Genomic DNA, 26,654 nt, shown 5'->3' with positions numbered 1-26,654 from the left:
CGTTTCGACTGAGCTTCGAACGGCGCTCCCGCCAAGGCCTAGCGCCACGACAAGCGGATTGCGAGCTCGGGCGATCGGCGTGTCCATCGATTGTAGTCTGATCCTGAAAAGAGCAGTTGAACCGCAAAGGGCACAAAGAGCGCAAAGGATTTCAACACCTTGTCTACGAAGCGATGCTCACCCAGAGGGTGAAGCGACGTAGCAATGCAAGCCTCTGTTTTTCTTCGTGTCGTTCGCGGCTTTGCGGTTCCAATTGCCGAATCTAGGCTGATGCACATAACGAAGTCACTGAAAGAGAGAGAAAAGCGATGCAGCTCAAGTTGGCCATTCTCGCGATTGTGCTCGTGATTGCAGGCGTCGGCTCGTACGTCCTCTTTTCCAGCAACGAAGGGGTTATGGAGGGCGCGGGCGCCATCGTCGAGGGCGTCGGAACAGCCGTAGAGACAGTGGGCGAAGGGGTCGAGCAGGCTGGCGAGGGCATCGGCCTCGTGACGCCGGAAGAGAAGCTCAAGACCAAGCGGGTATCAGAGGACTGTACGAGCAACGCCGAGTGTAAGAACAACGCCTGCGGGCGGATCGACGCTGGCTCCGGCGCACTGGTGTGCTGCCCTAGCGGGTCGATCGCCACCTACGCTGGGTTCGACTACTGCACGCAGATCGCCGACGGCCGCCCTTGCTGGTCTGACGTGATGTGCGCCAGCGGCCACTGCCGTGACAACAAGGGCGGCCTGCAAAAAGGCACCTGCAGCCAGCTCGCGCGCGTCGGAGAGACCTGCTCGGTTGATTCCGACTGCGACAACCATGCCTGCGGCCGGGCGACGGCCGCCGAAAACACCAGTCTGACATGCTGCGCCAGTGGCAATACGACCCGATATGCCGGCTACGATTACTGCGCATCCATGGCCGACAACAGCAGTTGCTGGTCGGATGCCATGTGCGCCAGCGGCTACTGTAAGGGGAATGCCGGCGGCGTGCAGCGGGGGACCTGCAAATCACGAGGCCGCGTGGGCGCCGCCTGCTCGTCGAATGCCGATTGCATCAACAACGCCTGCGCGCGGGCCACGGCTGCCGAAGACACCAGCCTGACCTGCTGCGCAAGCGGCGACACCCGCACCTATGCCGGCTTCGACTACTGCTCGAGCATGCGGAAGGGATCGACCTGCTGGTCGGACGCGATGTGTGCCAGCGGCACCTGCAAGGGAAACATGGGCGGATTGCAGCGCGGCACCTGCACCTAGCTTCTTCATTCGGCGCCCAGAGATCAGGGCCTGGCTTCCTGATCTTTGGGGCCCGACTAGCCTTTTCAGGTCGAACGATCCTAATTGGAGCAGACAGCTTCCAGCTTCCAGCTATCAGCCGTCAGCCGAGGAATATCATACGGTTGTCGGATTATCTGGCCGGCCAGCCAGCCGCTCACCCGTTGGGTGACTCGGAGAAGACCCGAAAGCAGCCCCGAAACAGAGCTCTAAGCTGGCTGTTGGTGGCCGGCAGCTCCTTCTAGGTTGACCGACCGACGTGGGAGCCCTGCCTCGGCGCGACCTAGCCTGGCCGCCGCGGGGTGCCCCTCCACCGATCGCGCTGCCGACGCACTGGATCGGCAGAGAAAGCGATGCGCCTGAGAAGACAGGGCTGCCGAAGGCAGGACCGCCCACAGGGGCCTAGCTAGCAGCCCCGACCACATCGCGAACGGCGCCGCACAGATGCGCCAGCTGTGCGTCTGAGACGACGTAGGGCGGCATCAGGTAGACGAGCCGCCCGAAGGGGCGCACCCAGACGCCCCGCTCGACGAACTGGCGCTGAATCTCCCGCATGGGGACCGGCTCTGCCATCTCGACCACCCCGATCCCGCCGAGGACGCGGACATCCGCCACGCCAGGCGCGGCGCGGCAAGGCTCGAGACCGGCCGCCATGATACGCTCCAGGCGCTGGATATTGCCCTGCCAGTCGCCAGACAGCAGCAGCTCGATGCTGGCGTTCGCAACGGCGCAGGCGAGCGGATTGCCCATGAAGGTCGGGCCGTGCATGAAGACGCCCGGCTCGCCCGAGGAGATGGTGTCGGCCACGCGGCGCGACGCCAGGGTCGCCGCGAGGGTGAGATAGCCACCCGTCAGGGCCTTGCCGAGGGTCATGATGTCTGGCGAGATCCCGGCATGCTCGCAGGCTAAGAGGCGCCCCGTGCGGCCGAAGCCCGTCGCAATCTCGTCGGCGATCAGGAGGACGTCGAAGCGGTCGCACAGCTCCCGGACCTGCCGCAGATAGGCGGCGCTGTAGAAGCGCATCCCGCCTGCCCCTTGTACGATCGGCTCGAGAATGACGGCCGCCAGCTCCCCGTGACGGTGCTCGATCAGCGCCGCGAAGGCGTCGATATCCTGCGCCGCACAGGCCTCTCCGAACTTGGATACCGGCGCCGGAGCAAAGACCTGCTGCGGCAGGACACGGCTGAACAGATGGTGCATCCCAGTTACCGGATCGCACACCGACATGGCATTGAAGGTGTCGCCGTGGTAGCCGGAGCGGATGGTCATGAGCCGATGCTTCTCGGGGCGCTCCGAGGAGATCCAGAACTGCAGGGCCATCTTGATCGCGACCTCGACCGACACCGAGCCTGAGTCGCAGAGGAAGACGTGCTGCAGTGGCTCGGGCGAGAGGTCGACCAATGACTTGACCAGCCGCATCGCCGGCTCGTGGGTCAAGCCGCCGAACATGACGTGCGACATGGCATCCAGCTGCTCGCGCGCCGCCTGGTTGAGCACTGGATGGCTGTAGCCATGGATGACGCACCACCAGGAGGCCATACCGTCGATCAGGATGCGCCCGTCCATCAGCTCCAGCTCGCACCCCCGGGCGGATCGCACCGGATAGACGGGATCGCGATCCATGGTCGAGGTATAGGGGTGCCAGGCATGCGCCTGGTCGATGGAGAGTATCTCGTCGCTTGTCACTCGATCACTCAACCTTAGAAGGGACGGACGGGACGAAAGCCGCCTGCCGCGAGATCAGCCCAAGGCCAGGCTTCAAGCTGGCGGCTGGCGGCTGGCGGCTCACAGATGACTGCGACTGTCGATCTCGCTCAAGGACACGCCGCGCAGGATGCGCTTGGCGATCTCCCGGCAATCTTCTTCGAGATCGGATTCCTTGCCGCGCCGCGCCGCATTGAAGAACTTGGCGAGGGTGCGCTGCTCCTGTGACGACAGCTCTTCCGTGAAGCCCTGCCTGACCACGCCCTTCTCCGGCACCTTGTCGGCGGCGCTCTCGTCCGCGGCTTGGCGGCCGTGCGCCCAGTTCATCGCCCTGGCGCAATAGAGGACGATGCGGTCGAGCAGGACGAAGGGAAAGCGTGGATTCGACACTGGCCCGATCGTGAAGACGTGCGTATTGGGGGCACGCTCGATATTGAGCTTTGCCAGGGCCTTGCCACCCATGACGCCGAGGAAGCCGCCCGTCGCCGCGCCGACCAATGCCCCGGTGCCAAGCGAATGGCCGGCGGTCGCAAGGTCCAGGGTAACGCCCGAAGCCGCGCCAGCGGCCATACCGACCACGGCGAGCTGCCGCCGCGAGAGTCCCAGTGCCTGCCCGACCTCTTCCGACAGCAAATCCTGGCCGAGCAGCGAATCGGACTTCACATTCCAGACGTTGTGACGGAAGTGGGCGCGGATCTGCTCCTGGGCGTCGATCTCCAATTGACGGAGACCATCCTCGAACTCCGCCGTGATCTCCTCCCTGACGCGATCCCGACCGCTCTGAAAGATGACCTTGCCACTCTTGACGGTCTTGGAGGTCTTGAAGGAGAGCGCATCCTTCAACAGCTCGATGATGGTGCTGACGGCCTGGTCGGTACGGCGATCCCAGTCGCGCGCAAAGGCATCCACCGCTTGCTCCACCAGGGGCTCCCAGCGCTGATCGATGGCCTTCAAGGCATTGAGCAAGCGGATCCGCTCGGCATAGGTCGCGCGGTGGGCATTGAACTCGCGCACGGAGTTGAACGCCATGCTCAAGGCGTCCTGCCAGCGGCTAATATGACGATTCTGGTTGCTCAAGTTGTTGAGGATCGCCATCCGCGGGCGCGCGGTAAGCCGCAACAGCTCGATCTCGACCCGGTCCTTCTCCTTGATGCGCTTGGAGCCATCCACCACAAGAATGATTCCAGCGCCAGCGGCCACCGGCTCGAGGAGTGCGACATCGTGGGCGTACAGCGGATCCGCCTTGTGGGCCTTGACGAACGCCTTAGCCAGGTCGCGCTCGTTCTCGTTGGCCTGGAACCACTCCAAGATGGCATTGGGATTCTGGAAGCCAGGTGTATCGATGAACTCGATGACGGTTCGGCCGTCGATCACCACCGGATAGACGTCCGAGGTCGTGGTCGTGCCCGCACGCTTGTCGATCGCGATGCAGTCGTTCTCGGTCAAGGTGGCCACAACGGAGGACTTCCCAGCGTTGGGATGCCCCATGATGGCCAGTCGCGGTATCTTCGCCGCCATCAGACTTCTCCTTCCTCACTCGAGGGTGCCAGCATCTCGAGACGCAGATAGGGGTCGGCCATCTGGTCGATCTTGCGCTGCCAATCCGTGTAATCGAACGTCGAGACCGACGGCAGCCGATCCTCGTCCTCGGGATCGCCGACCAGCGCCAAGAGCATCTGTGCGTGCTGACCTGCCGCGGCCCTCAGCTCACGCAAGAACACCAGGTTCTCGGTAATCGGCGGCTGCGAGCCGTCCTGCAGCACGGCGACACGCGGCGGTGGCGCCTGCCACTCGCCCTCGTCGAGCAGTGCGAGCGACTGAGCGGTCATGGCGCTGCCGGCGCCGAAGGTTGCATAGGCCCCGACGCGCCAGCCGCTCAGGCTGCGCAAGAGGGCTTCGAGCCGGGGCCGATCCTCCTCCTCCAGCACGTCGTCGACATCGACGTGAACCAGGAGCAGACAAGCATCCGGCGCGTAGAGGAGCGCGCCTTCCTCTTCGCCGCCCCTAGCCGGAGGCGACGCTTCCACCTGCGCGACGACCTCCTCCCGGTCCAGCGCACTCGGCTCTTCGGACACATCCTCCGCGCTCGGCGCCTCTTCCGCGTCCGACACCGGCGGCTGAGGTGCATCGGGGCGAGACACCTCATCCTTGATGCCGGAAGGCTCGTCGACAGCCGGCTCCTCGTGCGGGGCCGTCTCCCCTTGCCCGGCCTCTGCCGGCTCAGGCTCAGGCTCAGGCTCAGGCTCAGGCTCAGGCTCAGGCTCAGGCTCAGGCTCAGGCGCTTGGACGCTGCGGGTGTCCGGAGATTCCTCTTCCTGGGCTGGCGGCTCCTCCGGCCTTTCCCTGGTAAAGCTCTCGCCTTCGGCTGCTTCCTGCCCCTCATCTTCTGGCTCTGGCGCCGGCTCGGTGAGCTGCGTCTCGAAGGATTCGATGGTCTCCTCGACCTCGGCCGCCTCCTCCGGCTCCCTGACCTCAGGCTTTGTGGCGGACTCAGGGGACTCAGGGGACTCAGGGGACTCAGGGGACTCGGTCTCGGGCTCGGCCGAGACTGGCTTGACGGCCGCCTCCGGTGACGCCAAGCCTTCGTCGCCCTCGGCCGGCTCTCTCGACTCTTCGCCGACCTTGACCTCGGTCTCATCGACCGCCGCAGGTGGCTCTGGCTCTGGCTCTGGCTCTGGCTCTGCAAGAGGATGCTCCACTTCCTCTGCGGCAGGCTCGACGGATTCTTCTGCCGCCCGAGCTTCTGCGGGCTCCGAGATCTCCCCAGCAGGAGAGGTCTCCTCCTGTCCCTCTACCTCGGCGGCTGGCTCAACTGCCGCAGACCGCGCTGCTTCCTGCGCCGCTTGTGAAGCCCGCTCATCAGGCTTCTCGGACGTTGCCTCGGGCTCGGGAGCTGCCCCGGACCCGGTGTCCGGCTTCTCCATGGTCTCGCCCGAGCGCTCAGGCTCAGGCGTCGGACTCGGCCTGACCTCTGGAGTCTCCGGCGCGCCAACATCTTTCTCGGGGACTAGCTTCGCTGCTTGATCGACGGTCTCGGCCTCTTCCGGCGGAGCCTCAGTTTCGGGCGCCACGGGCGTCGCGAGGCTTCTTGTCTCGGCTGGAGGCTCGATTGGTGGAGACACCTCCGCCTTAGGGATCTCGGGAGTCGGCTCCAGGGGACGCTCAGGGGCACTGAGATCGGCGATCGGAGCGGTAGCAGGCGCAGCCGTCTTCTCCGCAGGCCCGGCCTCCTCGACCTCCTCTGTCCTGTCCGCCGGCCCAGGCTTGTACGGCCCTCTGCGAATCCTCGCCGGACTCTCCTCGCGCCATGGACGCTTGGCGACCGCAGTCTTGCCCTGGGTCAGCGGACCGATTAGACCGGACCTTGGCTTACCTGGCTCCAGCTTGGCCGGAATGGGCATCTCGACGCCCTGCCCCGACGACTTGCTCTCGAAATCGAGCAGTGGCGTCAGCATGCGCGCATAGAGTGCCTGGGTGCGACCGTGCGTGAAGGTCAGTCGGGCGAGCGCAAATCGCTGAGCGAGCGCCGAGGCACCGAGCAGAATGAGCCGTGGAAGCAGCCCATAGGTCATGACCGCAAGCACCAAGAACCAGCGCCACGACCTCAGGTGCTCGGGATCGGGCCGGGAGCCAGGTGCGAAGGACGCCCATTGCTCCATATAGATCCGCGAGCCCTCGATCTGCTCCAGTGTCGGATAGCCGACGCCTTCACCGAACAGCCAGCTCCAGGGTGTCGCGATGACACGGACGATGTCGTAGATGGTCTGCGGATGCGCCGCCAAGGAAGTCCCCCAGCCGAACGCGATGTCCGTGAACCACTCCAGTGCGATGGTGGTCAGGACTACGCCAAGGTTGAAGGCCACGCCGAAGACCTGGACAAGGATGACGAGCGGCATGACCGAGACCGCGCCATAGACCGCGTATTGAGACTTGAGCAGTCCCTGCGTCGCCAACGCACGCTCGCGGATCTCGTTGGAGGTCTGGGATAGGCGCTGTTGCTGAAGCCAGCTCGCCGCGCGCGTCAGGAAGGGACGAATGGCGTGACTGAGGAGCCAGGACTCATCCACCGATGCCTTCTCGCGGCGCAAGGCGCGGCGCAGCCAGGTCCAGACGGCCGCCAGCACGACACCGAACTGCACCACGACCAGCAAAAAGACGAACCAGGGAACGCTGACTGGAAGGGTGCCGTCGTAACTCAGCAATGCAGAGGCGACAGCGATGCCGAGGAAGAAGCCCAGCCCACCGAGCGCATAGGCGCCGAGACGCTGCGCCGCGCCGAAGGTAGTCCCCGGCAAGAGCCCCCGGATGCTCGGATCCTCGGTATTTCGGCGGGACTTGAGCCAAAGCCGCAGACTCAGCCGGCGATGTCCGGGGGAGTGCGGCGTCTGCCCCGACGTCCGTCCATCGACCTCCTCCGTGTAGATCGACCGGTCCCGTTCCGCCAATGCCTTGCGCGACGCCGGCTTTTCACGCAGCTCGCGCTCGTCGGCGTCGAGGTAGTATTCGAAATCGATCAGATCCGCGACGCTCCAGTCGTCCTTTTTGGCCTTGGGCGTGTCCGCTTGGATCCAATCGTCTGGCTGCTGTCGAGGGTCCATTGCTATTGCTTGCTCTTGAACCGAGGTCTGAGGACGAGCGCGAGATGCGCCGCGAGGGTGGGAATAATCCCATATTGGGGACATCAATTCATCGGCTTGGCCTGATCGCGCCGAGCCTGCGACAGCGCGCCGACGCGGCTTCGGCGTCCTCGATCCATCGAGATGCAAGGATCAGTGCCAGAGAAGTCGCCGGCGCGTCGCCGGAAACGCTGAGGGAGGTGCGCTCGGCGCGCGCATCCAAGCGCGCCGAGATCACGTCAAGGATCAAACGTCGAAGGGATGGCGTCGAATGATGGTCTCGAGACGGTCCGGTCCGGTCGAGATAAGGTCGACCGGCAGGCCGCTCAGCTGCTCGATCGTCTCCAGATAGGCACGGGCATTGGCTGGCAGGTCGTCCATGGAGGCAGCCCCGATGGTCGACTCGCTCCAGCCCGGACATTCGATGTACTTGGGCTGACAGCGCTCGAAGGCGTCGGCGCCGACGGGGGGCGCGCTCAGCTCCTGGCCATCCATCTCGTAGCTGGTGCAGATCTTGATCGTCTCCATGCCGTCCAGGACATCGAGCTTGGTGATGCAGATGCCGCTGACGCTGTTGATGGCGAAGGAGCGTTTGAGCGCGACCATGTCGAGCCAGCCGCAGCGGCGCTTGCGGCCGGTCGTCGCGCCGAACTCGTTGCCGCGCTCGCCGAGCCGATCGCCATCGGCGTCGTGCAGCTCGGTCGGGAAAGGTCCAGCGCCGACACGAGTGGTATAGGCCTTGACGATACCGAGCACGTAATCCAGATCACGCGGGCCGACGCCGCTGCCGCAGGCCGCGCCGCCGGCCGTGGTGTTGGAGGAGGTGACATAGGGATAGGTCCCATGATCGATGTCGAGCAGTGCGCCCTGCGCACCCTCGAAGAGCACGTCCTTGCCCTGCGCGCGCAGCTCTTGCAGCAGACCCGGGACGTCGACAATCAAGGGTCGCAGCGCCTCGGCCTGCGCGAGGGCCTCGTCGAGGACGGCCGCATAGTCCACGGTGTCCGCCTTGAAATAGTGCTCGAGCGTGAAGTTGTGGTAATCCAAGACCTCGCGCAGGCGCTCTTTGAAGTGGTCCGCGTCGAGCAGCTCGCCGAGCCGAATGCCCCGCCGCGAGGTCTTGTCCTCGTAAGCCGGACCGATTCCGCGGCCCGTGGTGCCGATGGCCTTGGAGCCACGGGCGCGCTCACGCGCATGGTCCAATGCGATGTGGTAAGGAAGGATCAGCGGACAGGCGGCGCTGATACCCAAGCGCTCGCGCGCCGGCACACCGGCCTTGTCGAGCATATCGAGCTCTTCGAACAGGGCCGACGGCGAGAGCACGACACCATTGCCGATCAGGCAGCGCACGCCATCGCGCAGGATGCCCGAGGGGACCAGATGCAGCACGGTCTTGTGACCCTCGATGACCAGGGTGTGACCTGCGTTGTGACCACCTTGGAAGCGCACCACGGCGGCTGCACGGTCGGTCAGCAGGTCGACGACCTTACCCTTACCCTCATCGCCCCATTGGGCTCCGATTACGACGACGTTGTTGCCCATCAATCAGGTTTCCTAGTCAATATCTATTGAGATCTGTGGCTATTGAGATCAGTGTCTATTGAATCGATGTCTATTGAATCGATCGTCTGCAGCTCCCAGCTCCCGTCCCGCTCTGCCAGCACTTGCTGGCAGCCGAGCTGGCGCGGGTCTTGGGCGAGTCCGGGCAGCGCATTGATGACGCGTCGGCCCGAGCTGCGCAGCGTCTCGACGGTCTCGCGCAGCGCGGGATCCGCGGACCAGGGGGCATAGACGGGCGCGCTGCTCCGATAACGCTCCTCGAGGCCCTGACCGTGCCTCAACAGACCCTTGAGATCCGTACTGAAGCCGACTGCGGGGCGCGCCCGCCCGAAGACCTGACCGATGTCGTCGTAGCGTCCGCCACGGGCGATCTCCAGACCCCAGCCAGGCACGAATGCGGCGAAGACGACGCCGGTCTTGTAACGGTAGCCGCGCAGCTCCGCGAGGTCGTAGTGAATGGAGTAGCCCGGAATCCAACGGCCGAGCTCTTCGGCCAGCGCATGGAGGTAGTCGAGCGCCTCGCGCACCTGGGCATCCGCACCCTTCAGCAGGGTATCGGCCTGCTGCAAGGCATCGGAGCCGTTCAGCTCGGCGAGCACCCGGAGCATGTCGGCCGCGCCACCACTGACGCCGAACCCGCCGATCAGAGACTCGGTCTCGGGAATTGCCTTGCGCTGCAAGGCGTCGAACAGGGCATGCTCCTGACTGGCATCCAGCCCTGCCTGACGTGCCAGGCCCCGATAGATTCCGACATGCCCCAGGTCGAGATAGCACTCGCCGATGCCCGCAGTCTGCAGCGTGAGCAGGGTCAGGCGAAGGATCTCGGCATCGCTCTCGATCCCCGAGTGCCCATAGATCTCGGCGCCGATCTGGAGCGGGCTGCGGCTGCCGCCGAAGCCATCCGGCATGGTATGCAGCACGGTCCCCAGGTAGCAGAGCCGGGTTGCCGTTTCGCGGCGCAAATGGTGCGCGTCCATCCGCGCCACCTGCGGGGTCATGTCGGCGCGAACCCCCAGGAGCTTTCCGGACAACTGGTCCGTCAGCTTGAAGGTCTGGAGGTCAAGATCCTGTCCAGTCCCGGTGAGCAGCGAATCCAGATAGTCGATGAACGGGGGTATGACCATCTCATAGCCCCAGCTCGCGTAGAGATCGAGCAGTTCGCGCCTCAGGGACTCGATCACCTGGGCCTGTGGCGGCAGCACCTCTTCGATGCCTGCCGGTAGGAGCCACCGTTCCTCATTCATGGTTGTTCTTCAGTTGACGAGATAGAGCAGACCGACGCCGAGGAGCATACTGAGCAGGCCACCGATTCTGAGCGGCCGCTCGCCCTCGAGCGCCATCATTGCGAGGATGCGACGGAATGTGCCTGGACTGAGGAAGGGCCAAATGCCCTCGATGACCAGCATGAGAGCAAGGGCGGTTAGGAGATCGTGCACGATTTAGAGACAGTCCCGACAGGCAATCGATCGCGAGTCCCGCTGCATTGAGGCGCGCGGCCAAAGGCCGCTATCTTTTCAGACCGCAATCGCTTTGTCCAACCAATCGCTTTGTCCAACAATGAAAAATCCCCTTACGGGGATTTTTCATGGGACAAGGACCCTTGGTCCTGGGACGGGAGGACGCTAAGGCTGGCCGTCGGCCTCTCGGAAGAAGCGGAAAAACTCCGAATCGGGCTCGAGCACCATCATGTTTCCACCCTCGCCCATCGAGTTGCGGTAGGCCTCGAGACTGCGGTAGAAGGCGTAGAAGTCCGGATCCCGCGTGTAGGCCTTGGCGTAGATCTCCGCCGATTTGGCGTCGCCCTCGCCACGGGTCTCCTCCGCTTCCTTGTAGGCTTCAGCGATAATGACTGTGCGCTGACGATCCGCATCGGCGCGAATACGCTCGGCAGCCTCCCCACCCTTGGCCCGGAGGTCTCTCGCTACCCGCTCACGCTCGGCGCGCATGCGCTGATAGACGGATTCGCTGACCTCGGGTGGGAGGTCGATCTGCTTGACCCGGACGTCGATGACCTCGACGCCCAGGTCGCCCGCATTGGCGTTCACCTCTTTGGTCAGCAGCTCCATGAGGGCAAGCCGGTCGTCCGTGACCACCTCTTGGATGGTCCGCTTACCAAACTCGTCACGCAGGCTGGTATTGATCCGTTCAGATAGCAGCCTGCTGGTCCTCGCGTTGCTGCCTCCCGTGGAGCGCAGGAACTGAGCCGGCTGCGCAATCCGCCACTTGGCATAGGAGTCGACGATCACGTCCTTCTTCTCGACCGTCAAGAAGCGCTCCGGCTGAGAATCCAGTGTCTGGAGTCGACGGTCGAACTTCTTGATCTGGTTGAGCACAGGCACCTTGAAGTGGATTCCCGGATCGTACTGATCGGCAACGATCTCGCCCAACCTGAGCTTCAGCGCAACCTCGTACTCCTGAACGACGAAGGTGAAGGCCGAAAAGAAGACCACGACGACGGCGAGGCCGAGCGGCAGCAATGTCTTGATGAGTGTCGAGCGATTCATCAGCGCGACCTCCGATCACGATCCACCACGCGACGCGGCGGGCTTTGGTCGGATGGAATCGCCGTCGACGCGCTTGGCGCCGTCGACGAAGGTACCGTCTGCGATTGCGTCTTTTGATGCTGCTTCATGAGCTGATCGATTGGGAGATAGAGCAGGCTGTTGCCGCCTTCCTGAACGTCCAGGAGGACCTTGCCGTTGTTGCCGAGCACGTCTTCCATGGTCTCGAGATACAGCCGCTGACGCGTCACCTGGGGCGCCTTGGCGTACTCGGCGAGGATCGCCGTGAAGCGCGACGCCTCACCCTCGGACTCGGCGATCACCTGGTCCCGATAGGCCTTGGCGTCCGCGACGATGCGCGCCGCCTTACCACGGGCATCAGGGAGCACCTCGTTGGCGTAGGCCTCGGCCTGGTTCTCGAGCCGCTCCTTGTCCTCACGTGCCTTGATGGCATCGTCGAACGCCGCCTTGACCTGCTCCGGCGGCTTGGCCGGCTGCATGTTGACGCTCGTCACCAAGAGACCCGTCTTATAGCGATCCAGCAGATTCTGGATGCGCTCCTTGATGGTGACGGCGACCGCGCCACGCCCCTCGGTCATCACATAGTCGAGCTTGCTCTGGCCGATCACGACGCGGAGCACCGTCACTGTGGCGTCATTGAGCGTGCGCTCCGGATCCTGATCTTGGAAGAGATAGTCGGCAGCGTCCTGGATGCGCGACTGCACCGTCAGCTCGACCTCGACGATGTTCTCGTCCTGAGTGAGCATGGCCGCCTTATGGGTTAGGGTCGAGATCTCATCGACGTTGACCTTGATGACGCGCTCGATCGGCATCGGCAGATGCCAATGCGGCCCCGGACCCGTCGTATCGACGTAGTGGCCGAAGCGCATCACGACACCACGCTCCGCGGGCTCGACGATGTAGATGCCCGTAGCAAGCCAGATGACCAGCAGGACACCGAGGATAACGCCCACGACCTTGGTGCTGAGGCGACCACCGCCGCCAAAGCCGCCACCGCCGGAGCCGCTGCCTGGGGGCTGCTTCCCGCCGAAGAGCCCGCCAAGACGCTCTTGGAGCTTCCGTACGACCTCATCGAGATCAGGGGGTCCTTCCTCCCCGCCGCCTTTGCCACTCCAAGGGTCTTTGTTACCGCCACCTGGCTCGTTCCAGGCCATAGCTTCTCCGTCTGTCTCTTGATAAAGGAAAGTGAGTCGTCAGACCGACTCGAATCGCTGACCGAAAGGGCCACGCCAGTCTGGCCGTCAGAGATGCGCCATCGCACTTCGCCGCGCGGGGCTGTCGGAAACTGTGCCGACCGAGTTCGAGGATATCAAGCTCGGGCAGGACAAAAGCAAGTGATGCAGCGAGATCGAGCGGCGGATTCTAAGTGAGGCGTGCGGCGCGGGCAAACGCAACGGCGCCGGCCGCTGCGCTCAGGCGGCCGATGCGCCGTCCACGAGTCTAGCCTCCAGCTCGGGCTCGCGCGCCGCCAGACGCTCGAAATCGACCCGCCCCATGGTGAAGCTCAGCTCCCATCCGCCCTGCTCCGTTGGCCGGTCGGACAAGACTTGGGCGTGTCCATAGAGCCAGGCCCGCAGCCGGCCGTCGGCCGGCTCGAGTCGGACGCGATGCTGCACCCGCTCGCCCCCCGTCAGCTCGGCCACCGCCTGCAGGAGCAGATCCATGCCCTCGCCGGATTGGGCCGACAGCCAGGCACGCACCGGACGGCCATCCTGATCGCGATCCAACCGAGGCTCTTGGCCGGACATGAGGTCGATCTTGTTGATCACCTCCAGCCGCGGGATCTCGAGGCTACCGATCTCCCCGAGCACGGCCTCGACGTCGGCGATGAGACGGCTGCGATTGCTCGCCGCGCCGTCGATGACATGGAGCAGCAGCGAGGCACTGCGCGTCTCTTCGAGCGTCGCCCGAAAGGCCGCGACCAGCTCATGCGGCAGGTCGCTCACGAACCCCACGGTATCGGCGACCAGAACCGGATCTCCGGTCGGCAGCTCGAGACGCCGCAAGGTCGGATCCAGGGTCGCGAAGAGCTGGTCGGCCTGGAAGACACCCGCCTCGGTCAGCTGGTTGAAGAGGGTCGACTTGCCTGCGTTGGTGTAGCCGACGAGCGAGACGATGGGCAGCTCCGCCTTCGCCCGCGCCTTGCGCCCTTGGGCGCGCTGCCGCTCGATCCGCTCGAGACGACGCTCGAGCATGGCGACACGCTTGCCGAGGAGGCGCCTGTCCGTCTCGAGCTGGGTCTCACCAGGGCCGCGCAGTCCGATACCGCCCTTCTGGCGCTCCAAGTGGGTCCAGCCGCGCACCAGCCGTGTCGACAGATGCCTAAGCTGAGCGAGCTCGACCTGCAGCTTACCCTCGAAGGAGCGGGCGCGCTGGGCGAAGATGTCGAGAATGAGTCCTGCCCGATCGACCACGCGGCATTGCACCAGCCGCTCGAGGTTGCGCTCCTGTGCCGGGGACAGCGGATGGTTGAAGATGACCAGCTCGGCGCGGGTCGACGCGACCAGGTCCTTCAGCTCCTCCGCCTTCCCGGTGCCGACGTAAAAGCGCGGATCCGGAGCCGAGCGTGTACCGCCCAGCTCGCCCACCACCTCGGCACCAGCCGCCTCCGCGAGCAGCCTGAGCTCGTTGCGCTCGTCCTGCTCGACGGTGCCACCGATGTCGAGATGGACGAGGATCGCCAGCTCGCCCGCGTCCGGCCGCCCGTCGACGAGCGTCGCGCCGCCAGTCATGCCCAGATCCCGGAACGGCGCGGGTCCAGATTCCGCGCTCAAGTATTCCCGGGCTCAGGTGCACTGGGGTCATTGGTCGGCAGCTTCACGTTGCGCGCCGGGACCACCGTGGAGATTGCGTGCTTGTAGATCATCTGGCTCACATTGTTCTTGAGCAGTACAACGAACTGGTCGAAGGATTCGATCTGGCCTTGCAGCTTGATGCCGTTGACCAGAAAGATCGAGACAGGCACACGCTCCTTGCGCAGGGCGTTCAGAAAGGGATCTTGGAGGCTTTGCCCCTTGGACATGGATTGGCTCCTTGTTGTTTTGGGTAAGTCATGCAATGCCCGGCTCAAAAACCAGCGCGTCGTCAGATGAGTAGAGACGCGCCGAGATCGGATGGGGCGCAGCCGGGACAGGCACACCCTCCGAAGGAGACTTGCAGGCAGGCTCGCTCCCACGAGCCGGCTCCGATCCTTGCTCCTGTACCAAGGGGTACTTCCACCCCGCGAGCCCGCGGCCCAGGGAGTGGCAAGATCGGCCGATGTTGAAGCCTGATACTGCTAAGGCACCAAGGACGCGGCAATCGAAGGGCGCCCATGAGTACCCTGGAAACGCCCGCCACTGCCGCAGGCCCTTAGTGTCTTAGAAACGACGCCGACGTGCCATAGCGGAACTCGACTACGAGCACCCGAGCCCAGTCGCGACCGCGACCGCCTCCCCCGCCATCGCCTGCCGCACCAGCTCCTCGGCGGCCTCGGCGGGCGCCGGCTCGTCGGTCAGCCAGTGGCAATCGGACTCTGCCCGCAGCCAGGTCAGCTGCCGCTTGGCCAGCTGTCTGGACGCCACGATGCCGCGATGCAACATCTCCTGCCAAGTGTAAGCGCCGGAGAGATATTTCAAGACCTGGCGGTAGCCCACGCAGCGCATAGAGGGCATATCGGGATCCAAGTCGCCACGCGCCCAGAGCGCGCTGACCTCATCGACCAGCCTCCCCTCGATCATGGCGTGAAACCGCCGCTCGATGCGCGCGTGCAAGGTGCGCCGCTCCCGCGGTGCGCGCGCGAGCTTGAGCAGGCGATAAGGAAGCGCGGCAGCCTCGGCCTCCGCGATCAGGGCGCTCATGGGGCGCCCGGCCAGCATGAGCACTTCCAGCGCACGCTGGATTCGCTGCGGGTCGTGCGGATGGATCTGTGCCGCCGAGATCGGATCCGCCTCCGTCAAGCGCGCATGCAGCCCATCCCAGCCGATACGCTCCGCCTCCGCGTTGAGCGTGTCGCGCACCCCGGGATCCGCGCTGGGCAGCGCCGCCAGCCCCTGCTGCAAGGCGCGAAAATAGAGCATGGAGCCGCCCACCAGCAGGGGAATGCGCCCGCGCGACTGGATTTCGGCCATTTCCGCCAGGGCATCCTCGCGGAACCGCGCCGTCGAATAGGATTCGACGGGATCCAGGATATCGATGAGCCGGTGCGGTGCGCGCGCCAGCACCTCGGCCCCTGGCTTGGCGGTGCCGATGTCCATCCCGCGATAGATCATTGCCGAGTCGACGCTGATGATCTCGCAGGGCAACCGCTCGACGAGCTCGACGGCGAGATCCGTCTTGCCGGAGGCCGTCGGCCCCATGAGCAGGACGGCCAGCGGCCGATCGTCCCAGACATTGGGCTCAGCAGGCGCCTTCGCGACCATCTCAACGCCCTCGCGCGAACATGCGGTCCAGCTCGGCGTAGGTGAGCTTGATCCAAGTCGGCCGGCCATGGTTGCACTGATCGATACGCTGGGTTCGCTCCATGTCTCGGAGCAAGGCGTTCATCTCGTCGAGCGTGAGCCGCCGATTGGCCCGCACCGCGCCGTGACAGGCCATGGTCGCGAGCACGCCATTGATCGCCTCTTCGAGACGGCCGCTGTGCCCATGCTCCGCCAGGTCCGAAAGCAGGTCGCGCACCAGCTGCTCGATGTCCGCGTCCTTGAGGATGGCCGGCACATCCCGGACCACCAGGCTCCCGGCATCGATACGGTCCACCCGCAGCCCCAGCCGCCCGAGACCGTCGCGATGGCCCTCGATCAGCTCGGCCTCGCGCGGACTGACGTGCACGCTCATAGGCACCAGGAGCGGCTGGGACACGACCTGGCCTCGGCTCCAGGCCGCCTTGAGCCGCTCGTAGCCGATGCGCTCGTGCGCTGCGTGGATGTCGACCAGGAGCAGGCCATCCTCTGCCTGGGCCAGGAGATAGACGCCATTGAGCTGCCCAAGCGCATAGCCCAGCGCCGACGGCTGCTCAGTGCCCGAGGGCGCCTCCGGTGGCGCTCCCCCCTGAGCCGAGCCCCCGACCGTGGGACGCTGAAAGCTCAGCGATGCCTGATAGGCCCGCCGATCCTCGCCGATCCGATCCTTACCTAGGGAGGGCGTGCCGAGGGGATCCCGACCCTGCGGTCGATCCGCGAAGTCGCTTGCAGCAGAGGCTGGGGTGCTCGACGCCGTGCCCGCAGGAGCATTGGGAGGGCCGATACCAGGCTGCCCGGCATCGGCTTGCTCGCTCGCGGAGGCACCCCGCGAGAGGCGCCGATGCAGGGCGCTGAAGAGGAAGTCGTGGACTTGGCGGGACTCGCGAAACCTCACCTCGTGCTTGGCTGGATGGACGTTGACGTCGACCAGCCGAGGGGGCAGCTCGAGGAAGAGCACATAGGCCGGATGACGCCCGTGGTGCAGCACGTCGCTATAGGCCTGTCTGATGGCGTGCGTCACCAGCTTGTCGCGCACCATGCGCCCGTTCACATAGAAGAATTGCTGGTCGGCCTGGCTGCGGGAGAACGCTGGCTGCAGCACCCAGCCACGCAGGTGCAGATCCACCGCGGCCTCCTCCAGGGCAAGCGCCTTGTCGACGAAGCCCTTTCCGAGCAGCCGGTCCAAACGCGCCGACACGCCAGCCGGATCGGTCTCCGCGGATGGCAGGCTCTGGAGCACACGGCCGTTGTGCTTGAGCGACATGGCGACATCCGGCCGCGCAAGTGCGACACGCCGGAAGACCTGCTCGAGATGGTCGAGCTCCGTGCGCTCGCTGCGCAGGAACTTGCGCCGCGCCGGCGTGTTGAAGAAGAGGTCGCGGACATCCAGGGTGCTGCCCTCGGGGTGAGGCGCCGGCCGCGGCCCATCGAGCTCGCCGTCGATCCCGACCGAGACCTCCCAGCCGGAGACGCCCGTGTCGGAAGTGTCATCCACCTGGCTCGCGCGCGAGGTCAACGTCAGCCGGCTCACCGAGGCAATGCTCGGCAAGGCCTCGCCGCGGAAGCCCAGGCTGGCCACGGCGTCGAGGTCTTGGAGCCGAGCCAGCTTACTGGTCGCATGCCGCGACAAGGCAAGCGGCAGCTCGTCGCGCGGGATGCCGCGGCCATCGTCGCGCACGCGCAGGCGCTTGACGCCGCCCTGCTCGGCCTCGACGTCGATCCGGCGACAGCCCGCATCCAAGCTGTTCTCGATCAGCTCCTTGAGCACGGACGCCGGCCGCTCCACCACCTCGCCGGCGGCGATCTGGTTGACGAGGTGGTCGGAAAGGATGCGGATCGGATTGGGCATAACCGCCCATCACAACAAAAGCGAGGCGCCGTGGCAAGCCCCACGCCCGGGGCCATCTGGGCTGCCGAGCTGCGCCGCGAGCCCAGACGACTCGCGTCACTGTGCCCCAGCGCAGCGCGCCTGGCCCGCGTCAGGACCCCGCAGGAATGGAAAGCACCTGGCCCACGCGGATGTAGTCGCCCTCTTCGATCCCGTTCTCCGCGCGCAATGAGCTCACGGTGACCCGGTAACGCTGGGCGATCTCGGAGAGGGTGTCGCCGCGACTGATCACGTGCCGCAGCCCTCGGGCACTCGCTGAACGGGGGGCGGTCCGATCGAGGCCGCTGTCCGCGCTCGCGCTCAAGTAGCCCTGGGGCGGATACTTGGAGAAGTAGGTCTTGACCCCGGCCAGAACGGCCTTGGCGATGCGCTCCTGGTGGGCGCTGGAGCGCAGACGCTGCTCCTCGCTCCGATTGCTGATGAACGCCGTCTCGACCAGGATCGAGGGGATATCCGGCGACTTGAGCACGACGAAGCCAGCGCGCTGCACGTGCCCCTTGTGGACGTCCCCCACCCGCTTCAGATAGCCCAGCACGGCCCCGGCCGCCTCGGTACTGTGCTCGATGGTCGCATTCTGCGTCATGTCGAGCAGCACGGTCGCCAGCAGCTCATCGCTCGAGGCCAGGTCCAAGCCCCCGATCAAATCGGCGCTGTTCTCGCGATCGGCCAGCCAGTTCGCTGCCTCGCTGCTCGCGCCACCTTGCGACAGGGTGTAGACGGAAGAGCCATGGGCCTCCGGATTGTTGAAGGCGTCCGCGTGGATGGAAATGAAGAGATCCGCCTTGTGCTTGCGGGCACGCCGAATACGCTCGCGCAGGGCGATGAAGGTATCGCGATCGCGGATAAGCACGGCGCGCATCCCGGACTCCCTGCCGACGAGCCTGGCGAGTCGCCGCGCAATCGCCAGGGTCACGTCCTTTTCGCGCGTCCCACTCGGCCCGATCGCGCCGGGATCCTCTCCGCCGTGTCCGGCATCGATGGCGATGACGGCCGTCCTGGCCCGGCTCGAGCGCGCGACCATTCTCGAGGGCGAGCGCTGACTCACCTTCCGCGTCGTCCCGCCACTGGCAGAGGGCCGCAGGGAGTCACTGGCCGGGGAGAGCTCGACGATCAGCCGGTGCCCGCCACCATCGCGTCTCGCCGGAAAGCTCTTCACCCGCACCGCATGCTTGACGTCCACCACGACCCGGAGATCGCCGCGATTCCGAACCCCACTGCGCAGACCGACGAGGGTGGGATCCCCAGCCCTCGCCGCCGGCAGCTTGCCGACAAGGCGTGCGTTCGGGATATCGATGACGACGCGGTCTGGCGAATCCAGCGTGAAGATACGATGCGAGATGGCGGAGCTGGTATCGAGGACGACTCGGGTCTTGTCCGAGCTCGTCGAGACGCCAGAGCACTCGACCGCCACCTGCGCCCCGGCCGTCGGCAGGAAAATCAGTAGCAGAAGGAGTACAAACAGCCTATTCACGATTCGCCACCCTTAGCTCAACGCGTCGCGAGCGTCGCTTTTAAGATAGCACCTCGCCCGCGCAGAATCCAAAGCGACTCCGGAGCCTTAGCCTAGGTTTTTCGACTGCATTCACCGACTTGTCGCGCGCATGAGACGCCGTTACCAAAATCGCACCCCTGTCAATCGGGAGAATTCCCAAGGCGCGCCAGCGCCGCTCGCCCCCAAGCCGTGAGCGCAGTCACAGACAGCGCCCGCCCCCCGGCCTGGTACTTGATCTCGATCAGCAGATCCGGCTGGGGAAGAAAGCCCTCGCCGCGCTCCGGCCATTCCACGACCCACAGGGCGTCCTGACGCATCAGATCGCGCAGCCCCAGGTAGTCCAGCTCCTCCGGATCGCCGAGCCGATAGAGATCCAGGTGATAGAGCGACACCTGGCTGCCCATGCTGGGACTGAGCGCGTAGGGCTCGATCAGGGTATAGGTGGGACTCCTGACCGCTCCGACGTGACCCAGGCCACGCAGCATGCCGCGCGCGAGCGTGGTCTTGCCCGCCCCCAGATCACCAACGAGATAGATGACGCACGGCGGCTGGACGGCGCGCGCGAGCGCCGCGCCAAAGCGCTCCTGGGCCTCGGGGCGATCGAGCTGGACCTCCATCAGGCGGCCTCGATCCCATTCGCCAAGGGCCGCATGGCCGCGATGATGTCGCTGGCGATGAGCCCCCGCTCGCCACACCGGGCCGCCTGGTCGCCGGCCGCCGCATGCAGGCAGACGCCAGCGGTCGCCGCGGCGTCTGCGTCCAGCCCTTGTGCGCGCAGGGCCGCGACAACTCCCGTCAGCACGTCTCCGGATCCCGCGGTCGCCATCCCCGGATTGCCATCGCTGCAAACGGCGGGCGGTCGCTGCGAGCCGTCGCAGATCAAGGTCCCCGAGCCCTTGAGAACAGTGACACCGCCATAACGCTCTTGGAGCAGGCGCAGGGCCTGCAGCCGGTCCTGCTCGACCTCCTGCGCCCCAACCTGCAGCAGGCGCGCGGCCTCGCCTGGATGTGGCGTCAGGATCCAATCCGCCCGATTCAGCGGCTGCTCGGCCAAGAGCGTCAGCGCATCCGCATCGACGATCAGCGGCAGCCCAAGCGCCTGCGCGCGCATCCATAGCTGGCGGCCCCAAGCGTCCCGGCCGAGCCCGGGACCCACGGCGACGACGTCGGCCCGCTCGATCAAGGGATCCAGCGCCTCGGCGCAATCGACGCCCGCCACCATCAGCTCCGGTCGCGTGAGATTCAGCCAAGACGCATGCTGCGGGTGAGTCGCAATGGTGACCAGGCCGGCACCCGCCCGCAGCGCGGCCTCACCCGCCAGGCGCACGGCGCCGGACATCCCAGGGGCGCCGCCGATCAAGAGGACGTGACCGCAGTCGCCCTTGTGGGCCAACCGCGACCTCGGCGCGAGCAGCTCGACCTGTTGTGGCCAGTCGACCCGGCGCAGCGAGAGGATCTCGCGCGAGTAGACGGTGGCAGGAATCTCCAGGGCACTGAAGGACAGCTCGCCGCGATGCTCGGGACCGGCCCCAAGGAAGAGCCCCTGCTTGAGGCCGATGAAGCTGACGGTGGCGCCCGCCTTCACGGCTGCGCCGAGCACGCGGCCCGTGTCGGAATGCAGGCCAGAGGGCATATCGACGGCCAGAACCGGAGCGCGCTGAAGGTTGAGCGCCTTGACGGCCTCGGCCCACTGCCCCTCGACGGCACGCTCGAGGCCGGTGCCGAAGATGGCATCGACATAGACATCTGTGTTGCGCGGGAGCGCCGCATAGGATTCGACGACCCCGCCCGCATTGCGATAGGCCAGACAGCTCAGGGCCGCATCGCCACGCAGGCGCTCGGCATCGCCGAGCTGCAGCACGCGGACCGAAAGCCCGGCGGCGCGCGCGAGACGCGCGATCACGTAGCCGTCCCCGCCGTTGTTGCCAATGCCCGCCAGCACGGTCAGCCGGCGCGCGGCCGGCCAGCGGTCGCGCAGCGCGCGGAAGGCGACAGACCCGGCACGATTCATCAGCTCGATTCCGGGCATATCGCACTCCTCGATCGCGGTACGATCTAGGTTGCGGACTTGCTCTGCGCGGTAGAGCGCATGTGGTAGCCGGTCAGTCTCCGGCATTGCACGCGTCATGGGCGTGGACACTCCCAGTGGAAGGGGCGCAGGCTCGAGCTTAGCCGCCGAGACATTGCCAAAAGGTGACCTAAGATGCATCCTCGACACGAAGGCGTCCAGCCCGGCGATGCGCCCGACCGCTTGGCCGAGCGTATCAAGACCTGGGGCGAAGCCCTCGGCTTTCAGCAGCTCGGTATCGCGGACACGCGCCTGGAGCGCGCCGAGGCGCGGCTCCTGCAATGGCTGGATGACGGGTGGCACGGCTCCATGGACTACATGGCGAGGCATGGCACCAAACGCTCGCGACCGGAAGCACTCATCCCAGGCACCCTGACGGTCATCTCGGCCCGCATGGACTACCTGCCGGAGCACCTCGCCGAGGTCCGCGACGCGCTGGCGGACCCAGCACAGGCCTTCGTCTCGCGCTATGCCATCGGCCGCGATTACCACAAGGTCCTGCGCCGAAGGCTCCAGCGTCTGGCCGAGCGCATCGCGTCGCACATCGGCCCCTTCGGCTACCGCGTCTTCGTCGATTCCGCCCCCGTCATGGAAAAACCCCTCGCCGAAAAGGCTGGGCTCGGCTGGATCGGCAAGCACACCAATCTCATCAATCCGCGCGCCGGATCCTGGTTCTTTCTCGGCGAGATCTATACCGACTTGCCGCTGCCGATCGACCGCCCCATCGCCGACCATTGCGGCCGCTGTCATGCCTGCTTGGATGTCTGCCCCACGCAAGCCATCGTCGCGCCCTACCGGCTCGACGCCAGGCGCTGCATCTCCTATCTGACCATCGAGCACAAGGGCAGCATCCCCGAGGAGCTGAGGACCCAGATCGGAAATCGCATCTACGGCTGCGACGACTGTCAGCTCGTGTGTCCATGGAACCGTTTCGCGAGGCTGACCGGAGAAGACGACTTTCAGGCTCGGCAGGGACTCGACACCGCCACGCTGATCGACCTCTTCTCATGGAGCGAGGCGACCTTCCTCCAGCGCACCGAGGGCTCGGCCATCCGCCGCCTCGGTCACGCGCGCTGGCTGCGCAACCTGGCCGTCGCCCTAGGCAACGCCCCGGACAGCGAGACAGCCTCGACCGCGCTCAGATCACAGCGCGCCCACCCCAGCCCGCTGGTGCACGAGCATGTCGATTGGGCGCTGCGACGACAGCTCGGCCCAGGCACCTGAAGAAGCGGTGGCCGCCGCAAAGCAAGAGGCACCGCGGAGCGGTGCCTGCATGGTGGCGATGCTAGGGCGCAGTCTAGCGATTGTCGAGCGTGAGAACGCGGCGCTCGCGCATCGCCTCGAGCTCGTCCTCGAAGAAGAAGCGATCTTCGCCGAAGGCGGGCTGCAGATGATCGAGCCAAGTCGCTTCCGGATCGTACTTGGCAAAGAAGGGCCGCTGGACCCAGTCGGCGTTGCGGCCCTGAATGAACCTCAGCACGAAGACCTTTTCGCCGTGGATCTCGGCGACACCCTGAATCTCGACCTTGCCGGGCGCCGCGGACATGGATGGACCTCGGGCCGTGCGCCCAAGCCCGGAGACGCGCTGCATGGCACCGCGATAGATCTCCCAGGCGCGCGCCAGGGGCACCTCGAAGTGGTGCTGGGCGCCGGTGTCACGCTCGACGAACATGTAGTAGGGGATGATGCCGAGGGAGACCTGCGTGCTCCAGAGGCCACTCCAGGTCTGAGCGTCGTCGTTGATGTGACGCAGGAGCGGCCCTTGACTGCGGATCTCTACGCCGACATCCCGCAGCCGACGGATGGCCTCGCGCGCGATGTCGGTGGACAGCTCCTGGGCGTGGTTGTAGTGCGCCATGATGGCGACGTGCTTCCCGCCCTCGACCATGCGCTCGAGCAGTCGCAGCATGTCGTCGGCATCGTCGTCGGTGACGAAACGATAGGGCCAGAAAGTCAGTGACTTGGTGCCGATACGAATGGTCTTGACATGCTCGAAGCCCGGCCCGAGCAGAGGCGTCAGATAGGGCTGCATGTTCTTCGTTTTCATGATCATGGGATCGCCGCCGGTGAGCAGCAGATCCGTGACCTGAGTGTGACGACGCAGATAGCGATGGAGGACGTCGGCCTCGTTGCTCGCGAACTTCAGCTCTTTGTCGCCGACGAACTGGGCCCAGCGGAAGCAGAAGGTGCAATAGGCGTGGCAGGTCTGTCCCTGAGTCGGGAAGAAGAGGACGGTCTCGCGGTACTTGTGCTGGAGCCCGTCCAGACGCCGACCATCCTCCAGCGGGACGTTCAAGGCGATCTGCCCAGCCGGATGCGGATTCAGACGCTGGCGAATCTCCTGCGCGAGGGCCTGGATCTCTTTCCGATCCGCGCCGCGGCGGTGTAGCTCGGCCATGCGATCGAAATCCTCGTCGCACAGCATGCCCCGCTGCGGAAAGGTCAGCTGAAAGATCGGATCCTCGGGCGCCTTGCGCCAGTCGATCAGCTCGTCGATGACATATTGATTGACCCGGAACGGCATGACGCTGGCCACGACCTGCATGGCGAAGCGCTGCTCCTCGGACAACGACTTGAGCCGATCGATCCTGTCGATCTGACGCTCGGTGAAGACCTGGAATCGGCGTGGGTGTAAGACCTGGCCGCGAGCCGCAGCTCCTTCGAGGCTATTGAAAGTCAACATAGCAACCTCCCCTCAGCCAGTCCGCGGCTGTCAGTTGGTGAAATGGAATCGGACCAAGCTTCCAATGGCCCTGAATCGGACGTCGGGCGTCAGGCACCCGCATCGGAGGACCTGTCCTCAGGTCGGCTCCGGAGAGATAGACACCGCCTTGGGCGTCAGCGCGACAAGCGCGGACTGATCCGGGTGGCGATATGGATCAGCCGGGAAAAAGGTCCGTGAGTCTAAATTGGAAGGAGGAAAAGTGCAAGTTGACCATGTCGCCAACATGGTTTAGGCGGGGCGAGACTCCCGCCCCCTCGGCATGTAGCGCCTGGCGGCGCCTGGGGGCTGATCGCTGCGGACTGACTGGGCTTCAGGATCGCCGCGAGCCCCGAGTCGGGCCAAGCGGGACCGAGCCGGGCCTGCCCAGGGCGGCCTGGCGCGCGGCTGGGCTCAGCTAACGCGAACGAAGTTGGTGCGGTAGTAGCGCAGCTCCTCGATCGACTCGCGAATGTCGTCCAACGCCTGGTGCTTGGATTCCTTCTTGAATCCCGCGGCGACCTTGGGCGCCCAACGCTGCGCCAAGATCTTCAACGTGCTGACATCGAGATTGCGATAGTGGCAATAGGCCTCCAGCTTCGGCATCCAGCGCGCTAGAAAACGGCGATCCTGACAGATGCTGTTGCCACACAAGGGAGAGGCCCCGTCCGGAACGTGCTTGGAGACGAATTCGAGGGTCGCGGCCTCGGCGTCCGACTCGGAGTAGAGACTGCTGCTCGCGCGCTCGATCAGCCCGGAGCAGCCATGATGCTCGCGGTTCCATTCGTCCATGCCGGCCAGGATTTCCTCTTCCTGACGAATCGCAATGACTGGACCCTCGGCGACCAGCTGAAGATGACTATCCGTAATGACGGTGGCAATCTCGAGGATTCGGTCCCTGAACGGATCCAATCCCGTCATCTCGAGATCGATCCAGATCAGGTTGCTCTCGCTCTTGCTCATGCTCTGCGGCTCCTTGTGGCCTATCGCGGACTGGCTGTGATGCCCACCGAGTCTATCGCAGGCAGGCGAGATGCGGGGCACATCAGCTTCGCCTAGAATGACCACGACAACAGCTTTGGAGCTAAGACCATGAATGCAAAGCCCTCCTTCCGCATGGCCCTACTCGCCCTCTGCGTTTCGAGCAGCGCAGTGACTGCCGCCACGGCCAGCGATGACGCCGAAGCCCTCTATCAAGAGCACTGCGTCAAGTGCCACGGCAGCGAGGTCTACACGCGCGACGACCGCAAGGTGACCTCCTACGACGGGCTCGTCCGTCAAGTTCAGCGCTGCGAGCTGTCCCTGCAGCTCACCTGGTTCGACGACGAGATCAAGGACGTGGCCGACTATCTCGACAGCCGCTTCTATCACTTTCAGCCCTAGACACATGCCGAAACGTCGCCTCTCCGCGCGTCAGATCGAGCGCATCAAGACGATTCAGGAACGCCGCCGGGAGCGCCTCGCTACCCGCCCCGAGCGCGCACTGGCAGAGACAGACGCGGAGGTGGAGCCGGAGGAAGGCCGCGTCGTCGTGCGCCATGGCGCCAATCTCGCGGTCGAGAACGCCGAGGGGCGCGTGGTGCATTGCCTGTGCCGGCAGAATATCGGCCATCCAGTCTGCGGCGACCGTGTCGTCTGGCAGCGCACCGCCAATGGCCAGGGCGTAGTGACGGCGATTCTCCCCCGCGCCAGCGAGCTCAGCCGCCCGGATTACAGCGGCCGTCCCAAGCCCTTGGCCGCGAATCTGACCCGATTGGTGGTTCTCGTCGCGCCCGAGCCGGAGCCGAGCGGCTATCTGGTGGATCAGTATCTGGTCGCCGCCGAGATCATCGGGGTCGAAGCCATACTCGTCGGTAACAAGATGGACCTACTGAGCGGCGAGGCGCGCGGGGCCTTCGAAGCGCGTTTCGCGCATTATCCGACGATCGGCTACCCGACCTACTGGATCAGCCTGCGCGAGCCGGGCTCGGTCGCCACCCTCTCGGAGGCCCTGGCGGGCGAGACGAGCGTTCTGGTCGGCCAATCCGGCGTGGGCAAGTCGTCCCTGGTCAAGGCGCTGCTGCCGGATCGGGAGGTCCAGATCGGTCGCTTGTCGGAGGCCACGGGTCTCGGCCGCCATACGACATCCGCCGCAACCTGCTACCGATTGCGCGGGGGCGGCTCCCTGATCGACTCGCCCGGCGTCCGCAGCTTCCGGCTCGGCGACATCAGCCGTGACGCGCTCGAGCGCGGCTTCCGCGAGCTGCGGCCCTACCTCGGCAAATGCAGATTCAACGACTGCCGACACGACCACGAGCCCGATTGTGCCGTGCGCCGCGCGGTCGACGAGGGGCTGATCGCGGCCGAGCGGCTCGCCAACTTCCAGCATTTGCTGGGCTAGGGGCGAGCCCGGGCGGTGGCTCCCACCCTAG

General features: G+C 65.5%; 21 protein-coding genes. 4 read left to right on the top strand and 17 right to left on the bottom strand.

Translation table 11 applies throughout. The annotated features are described in order from the left end of the window. Positions 1-308: 308 nt before the first annotated feature. Positions 309-1,238 carry a hypothetical protein gene (locus tag G3446_RS03340; protein WP_164450989.1) on the top strand — a complete coding sequence of 310 codons (930 nt, stop codon included), beginning with the start codon at positions 309-311 and terminating at the stop codon, positions 1,236-1,238. 420 nt (positions 1,239-1,658) lie between these two features. Here the strand turns inward: G3446_RS03340 and bioA are convergent, their stop codons facing one another. The 15 genes from bioA to G3446_RS03265 all read right to left on the bottom strand — a co-directional run bounded on the left by bioA (position 1,659) and on the right by G3446_RS03265 (position 21,590). Beyond that, positions 1,659-2,942 (bottom strand): adenosylmethionine--8-amino-7-oxononanoate transaminase, encoded by a 1,284-nt coding sequence (bioA, locus tag G3446_RS03335; protein ID WP_164450988.1) that lies wholly within the window; start codon positions 2,940-2,942, stop codon positions 1,659-1,661. Between the two features lie 99 nt (positions 2,943-3,041). Continuing rightward, positions 3,042-4,478, bottom strand: a complete 1,437-nt coding sequence (locus G3446_RS03330; RefSeq protein WP_164450987.1) for a GTPase/DUF3482 domain-containing protein — start codon at positions 4,476-4,478, stop codon at positions 3,042-3,044. After that, positions 4,478-7,558, bottom strand: coding sequence for a DUF2868 domain-containing protein (locus G3446_RS03325; RefSeq protein WP_164450986.1), 3,081 nt, complete (start codon positions 7,556-7,558; stop codon positions 4,478-4,480). Before G3446_RS03325 ends, G3446_RS03330 begins: the two co-directional genes overlap by 1 nt. 264 nt (positions 7,559-7,822) lie before the next feature. Then, positions 7,823-9,118: an adenylosuccinate synthase gene (locus G3446_RS03320; RefSeq protein ID WP_164450985.1), complete on the bottom strand. Its 1,296-nt coding sequence runs from the start codon at positions 9,116-9,118 to the stop codon at positions 7,823-7,825. A 23-nt stretch (positions 9,119-9,141) separates the two neighbouring features. Then, positions 9,142-10,380 (bottom strand): ATP phosphoribosyltransferase regulatory subunit, encoded by a 1,239-nt coding sequence (locus G3446_RS03315; protein WP_164450984.1) that lies wholly within the window; start codon positions 10,378-10,380, stop codon positions 9,142-9,144. A gap of 9 nt (positions 10,381-10,389) precedes the next feature. Next, complete coding sequence (locus tag G3446_RS03310) at positions 10,390-10,572, bottom strand: DUF2065 family protein (RefSeq protein ID WP_164450983.1); 183 nt, start codon at positions 10,570-10,572, stop codon at positions 10,390-10,392. 186 nt (positions 10,573-10,758) lie between these two features. Beyond that, on the bottom strand, positions 10,759-11,640 hold the full coding sequence (gene hflC, locus G3446_RS03305; RefSeq protein WP_164450982.1) for a protease modulator HflC: 882 nt from the start codon (positions 11,638-11,640) through the stop codon (positions 10,759-10,761). After that, positions 11,640-12,812, bottom strand: a complete 1,173-nt coding sequence (gene hflK / locus G3446_RS03300) for an FtsH protease activity modulator HflK (RefSeq protein WP_164450981.1) — start codon at positions 12,810-12,812, stop codon at positions 11,640-11,642. Before hflK ends, hflC begins: the two co-directional genes overlap by 1 nt. 258 nt (positions 12,813-13,070) lie before the next feature. Then, entirely contained in the window at positions 13,071-14,390 is a 1,320-nt protein-coding gene (hflX, locus tag G3446_RS03295) for a ribosome rescue GTPase HflX (RefSeq protein WP_164450980.1), read from the bottom strand. Positions 14,391-14,428: 38 nt separating this feature from the next. Then, on the bottom strand, positions 14,429-14,680 hold the full coding sequence (gene hfq, locus G3446_RS03290; RefSeq protein ID WP_164450979.1) for an RNA chaperone Hfq: 252 nt from the start codon (positions 14,678-14,680) through the stop codon (positions 14,429-14,431). Between the two features lie 373 nt (positions 14,681-15,053). Next, on the bottom strand, positions 15,054-16,058 hold the full coding sequence (miaA, locus tag G3446_RS03285; RefSeq protein WP_164450978.1) for a tRNA (adenosine(37)-N6)-dimethylallyltransferase MiaA: 1,005 nt from the start codon (positions 16,056-16,058) through the stop codon (positions 15,054-15,056). A gap of 1 nt (position 16,059) precedes the next feature. Beyond that, the gene (gene mutL, locus G3446_RS03280) at positions 16,060-17,943 is read right to left on the bottom strand and encodes a DNA mismatch repair endonuclease MutL (protein ID WP_164450977.1); all 1,884 of its coding nucleotides are present in this window, start codon (positions 17,941-17,943) and stop codon (positions 16,060-16,062) included. Between the two features lie 130 nt (positions 17,944-18,073). Further along, complete coding sequence (locus G3446_RS03275) at positions 18,074-19,453, bottom strand: N-acetylmuramoyl-L-alanine amidase (protein WP_164450976.1); 1,380 nt, start codon at positions 19,451-19,453, stop codon at positions 18,074-18,076. A 161-nt stretch (positions 19,454-19,614) separates the two neighbouring features. After that, positions 19,615-20,091 (bottom strand): tRNA (adenosine(37)-N6)-threonylcarbamoyltransferase complex ATPase subunit type 1 TsaE, encoded by a 477-nt coding sequence (gene tsaE, locus G3446_RS03270; RefSeq protein WP_164450975.1) that lies wholly within the window; start codon positions 20,089-20,091, stop codon positions 19,615-19,617. Then, the gene (locus G3446_RS03265; RefSeq protein ID WP_245232274.1) at positions 20,091-21,590 is read right to left on the bottom strand and encodes an NAD(P)H-hydrate dehydratase; all 1,500 of its coding nucleotides are present in this window, start codon (positions 21,588-21,590) and stop codon (positions 20,091-20,093) included. Before G3446_RS03265 ends, tsaE begins: the two co-directional genes overlap by 1 nt. A gap of 87 nt (positions 21,591-21,677) precedes the next feature. Between G3446_RS03265 and queG the strand changes: the two genes are divergently transcribed. Further along, positions 21,678-22,766 carry a tRNA epoxyqueuosine(34) reductase QueG gene (gene queG / locus G3446_RS03260; RefSeq protein ID WP_164450973.1) on the top strand — a complete coding sequence of 363 codons (1,089 nt, stop codon included), beginning with the start codon at positions 21,678-21,680 and terminating at the stop codon, positions 22,764-22,766. A 73-nt stretch (positions 22,767-22,839) separates the two neighbouring features. Here the strand turns inward: queG and G3446_RS03255 are convergent, their stop codons facing one another. Continuing rightward, positions 22,840-24,225, bottom strand: a complete 1,386-nt coding sequence (locus tag G3446_RS03255) for a KamA family radical SAM protein (RefSeq protein ID WP_164450972.1) — start codon at positions 24,223-24,225, stop codon at positions 22,840-22,842. Positions 24,226-24,657: 432 nt separating this feature from the next. Further along, the gene (orn, locus tag G3446_RS03250) at positions 24,658-25,206 is read right to left on the bottom strand and encodes an oligoribonuclease (protein WP_164450971.1); all 549 of its coding nucleotides are present in this window, start codon (positions 25,204-25,206) and stop codon (positions 24,658-24,660) included. 129 nt (positions 25,207-25,335) lie between these two features. Here orn and G3446_RS03245 point away from each other — a divergent pair, with 129 nt between their 5' ends. Further along, a complete protein-coding gene (locus G3446_RS03245) occupies positions 25,336-25,626 on the top strand; it encodes a c-type cytochrome (protein ID WP_164450970.1) in 291 nt (96 codons plus the stop codon). 4 nt (positions 25,627-25,630) lie between these two features. Further along, on the top strand, positions 25,631-26,623 hold the full coding sequence (rsgA, locus tag G3446_RS03240) for a ribosome small subunit-dependent GTPase A (RefSeq protein ID WP_164450969.1): 993 nt from the start codon (positions 25,631-25,633) through the stop codon (positions 26,621-26,623). Positions 26,624-26,654: the final 31 nt, after the last annotated feature.

The organism is Thiorhodococcus minor (assembly GCF_010820565.1).
Taxonomy (GTDB): Bacteria; Pseudomonadota; Gammaproteobacteria; order Chromatiales; family Chromatiaceae; genus Thiorhodococcus; species Thiorhodococcus minor.
Note: the sequence above shows the minus strand (reverse complement) of the source record. Positions and strands in the feature narration are given on the sequence as shown.

Coding starts and splice junctions, on each gene's coding strand:
- hfq (WP_164450979.1), bottom strand. CDS start 14,680: ATGTCCAAGGGGCAAAGCCTCCAAGATCCCTTTCTGAACGCCCTGCGC.
- mutL (WP_164450977.1), bottom strand. CDS start 17,943: ATGCCCAATCCGATCCGCATCCTTTCCGACCACCTCGTCAACCAGATC.
- rsgA (WP_164450969.1), top strand. CDS start 25,631: ATGCCGAAACGTCGCCTCTCCGCGCGTCAGATCGAGCGCATCAAGACG.
- hflK (WP_164450981.1), bottom strand. CDS start 12,812: ATGGCCTGGAACGAGCCAGGTGGCGGTAACAAAGACCCTTGGAGTGGC.
- G3446_RS03325 (WP_164450986.1), bottom strand. CDS start 7,558: ATGGACCCTCGACAGCAGCCAGACGATTGGATCCAAGCGGACACGCCC.
- G3446_RS03265 (WP_245232274.1), bottom strand. CDS start 21,590: ATGCCGGAGACTGACCGGCTACCACATGCGCTCTACCGCGCAGAGCAA.
- miaA (WP_164450978.1), bottom strand. CDS start 16,058: ATGGTCGCGAAGGCGCCTGCTGAGCCCAATGTCTGGGACGATCGGCCG.
- G3446_RS03340 (WP_164450989.1), top strand. CDS start 309: ATGCAGCTCAAGTTGGCCATTCTCGCGATTGTGCTCGTGATTGCAGGC.
- G3446_RS03330 (WP_164450987.1), bottom strand. CDS start 4,478: ATGGCGGCGAAGATACCGCGACTGGCCATCATGGGGCATCCCAACGCT.
- tsaE (WP_164450975.1), bottom strand. CDS start 20,091: ATGGAGGTCCAGCTCGATCGCCCCGAGGCCCAGGAGCGCTTTGGCGCG.
- hflC (WP_164450982.1), bottom strand. CDS start 11,640: ATGAATCGCTCGACACTCATCAAGACATTGCTGCCGCTCGGCCTCGCC.
- G3446_RS03320 (WP_164450985.1), bottom strand. CDS start 9,118: ATGGGCAACAACGTCGTCGTAATCGGAGCCCAATGGGGCGATGAGGGT.
- G3446_RS03315 (WP_164450984.1), bottom strand. CDS start 10,380: ATGAATGAGGAACGGTGGCTCCTACCGGCAGGCATCGAAGAGGTGCTG.
- queG (WP_164450973.1), top strand. CDS start 21,678: ATGCATCCTCGACACGAAGGCGTCCAGCCCGGCGATGCGCCCGACCGC.
- G3446_RS03255 (WP_164450972.1), bottom strand. CDS start 24,225: ATGTTGACTTTCAATAGCCTCGAAGGAGCTGCGGCTCGCGGCCAGGTC.
- hflX (WP_164450980.1), bottom strand. CDS start 14,390: ATGACTGGCGGCGCGACGCTCGTCGACGGGCGGCCGGACGCGGGCGAG.
- orn (WP_164450971.1), bottom strand. CDS start 25,206: ATGAGCAAGAGCGAGAGCAACCTGATCTGGATCGATCTCGAGATGACG.
- G3446_RS03245 (WP_164450970.1), top strand. CDS start 25,336: ATGAATGCAAAGCCCTCCTTCCGCATGGCCCTACTCGCCCTCTGCGTT.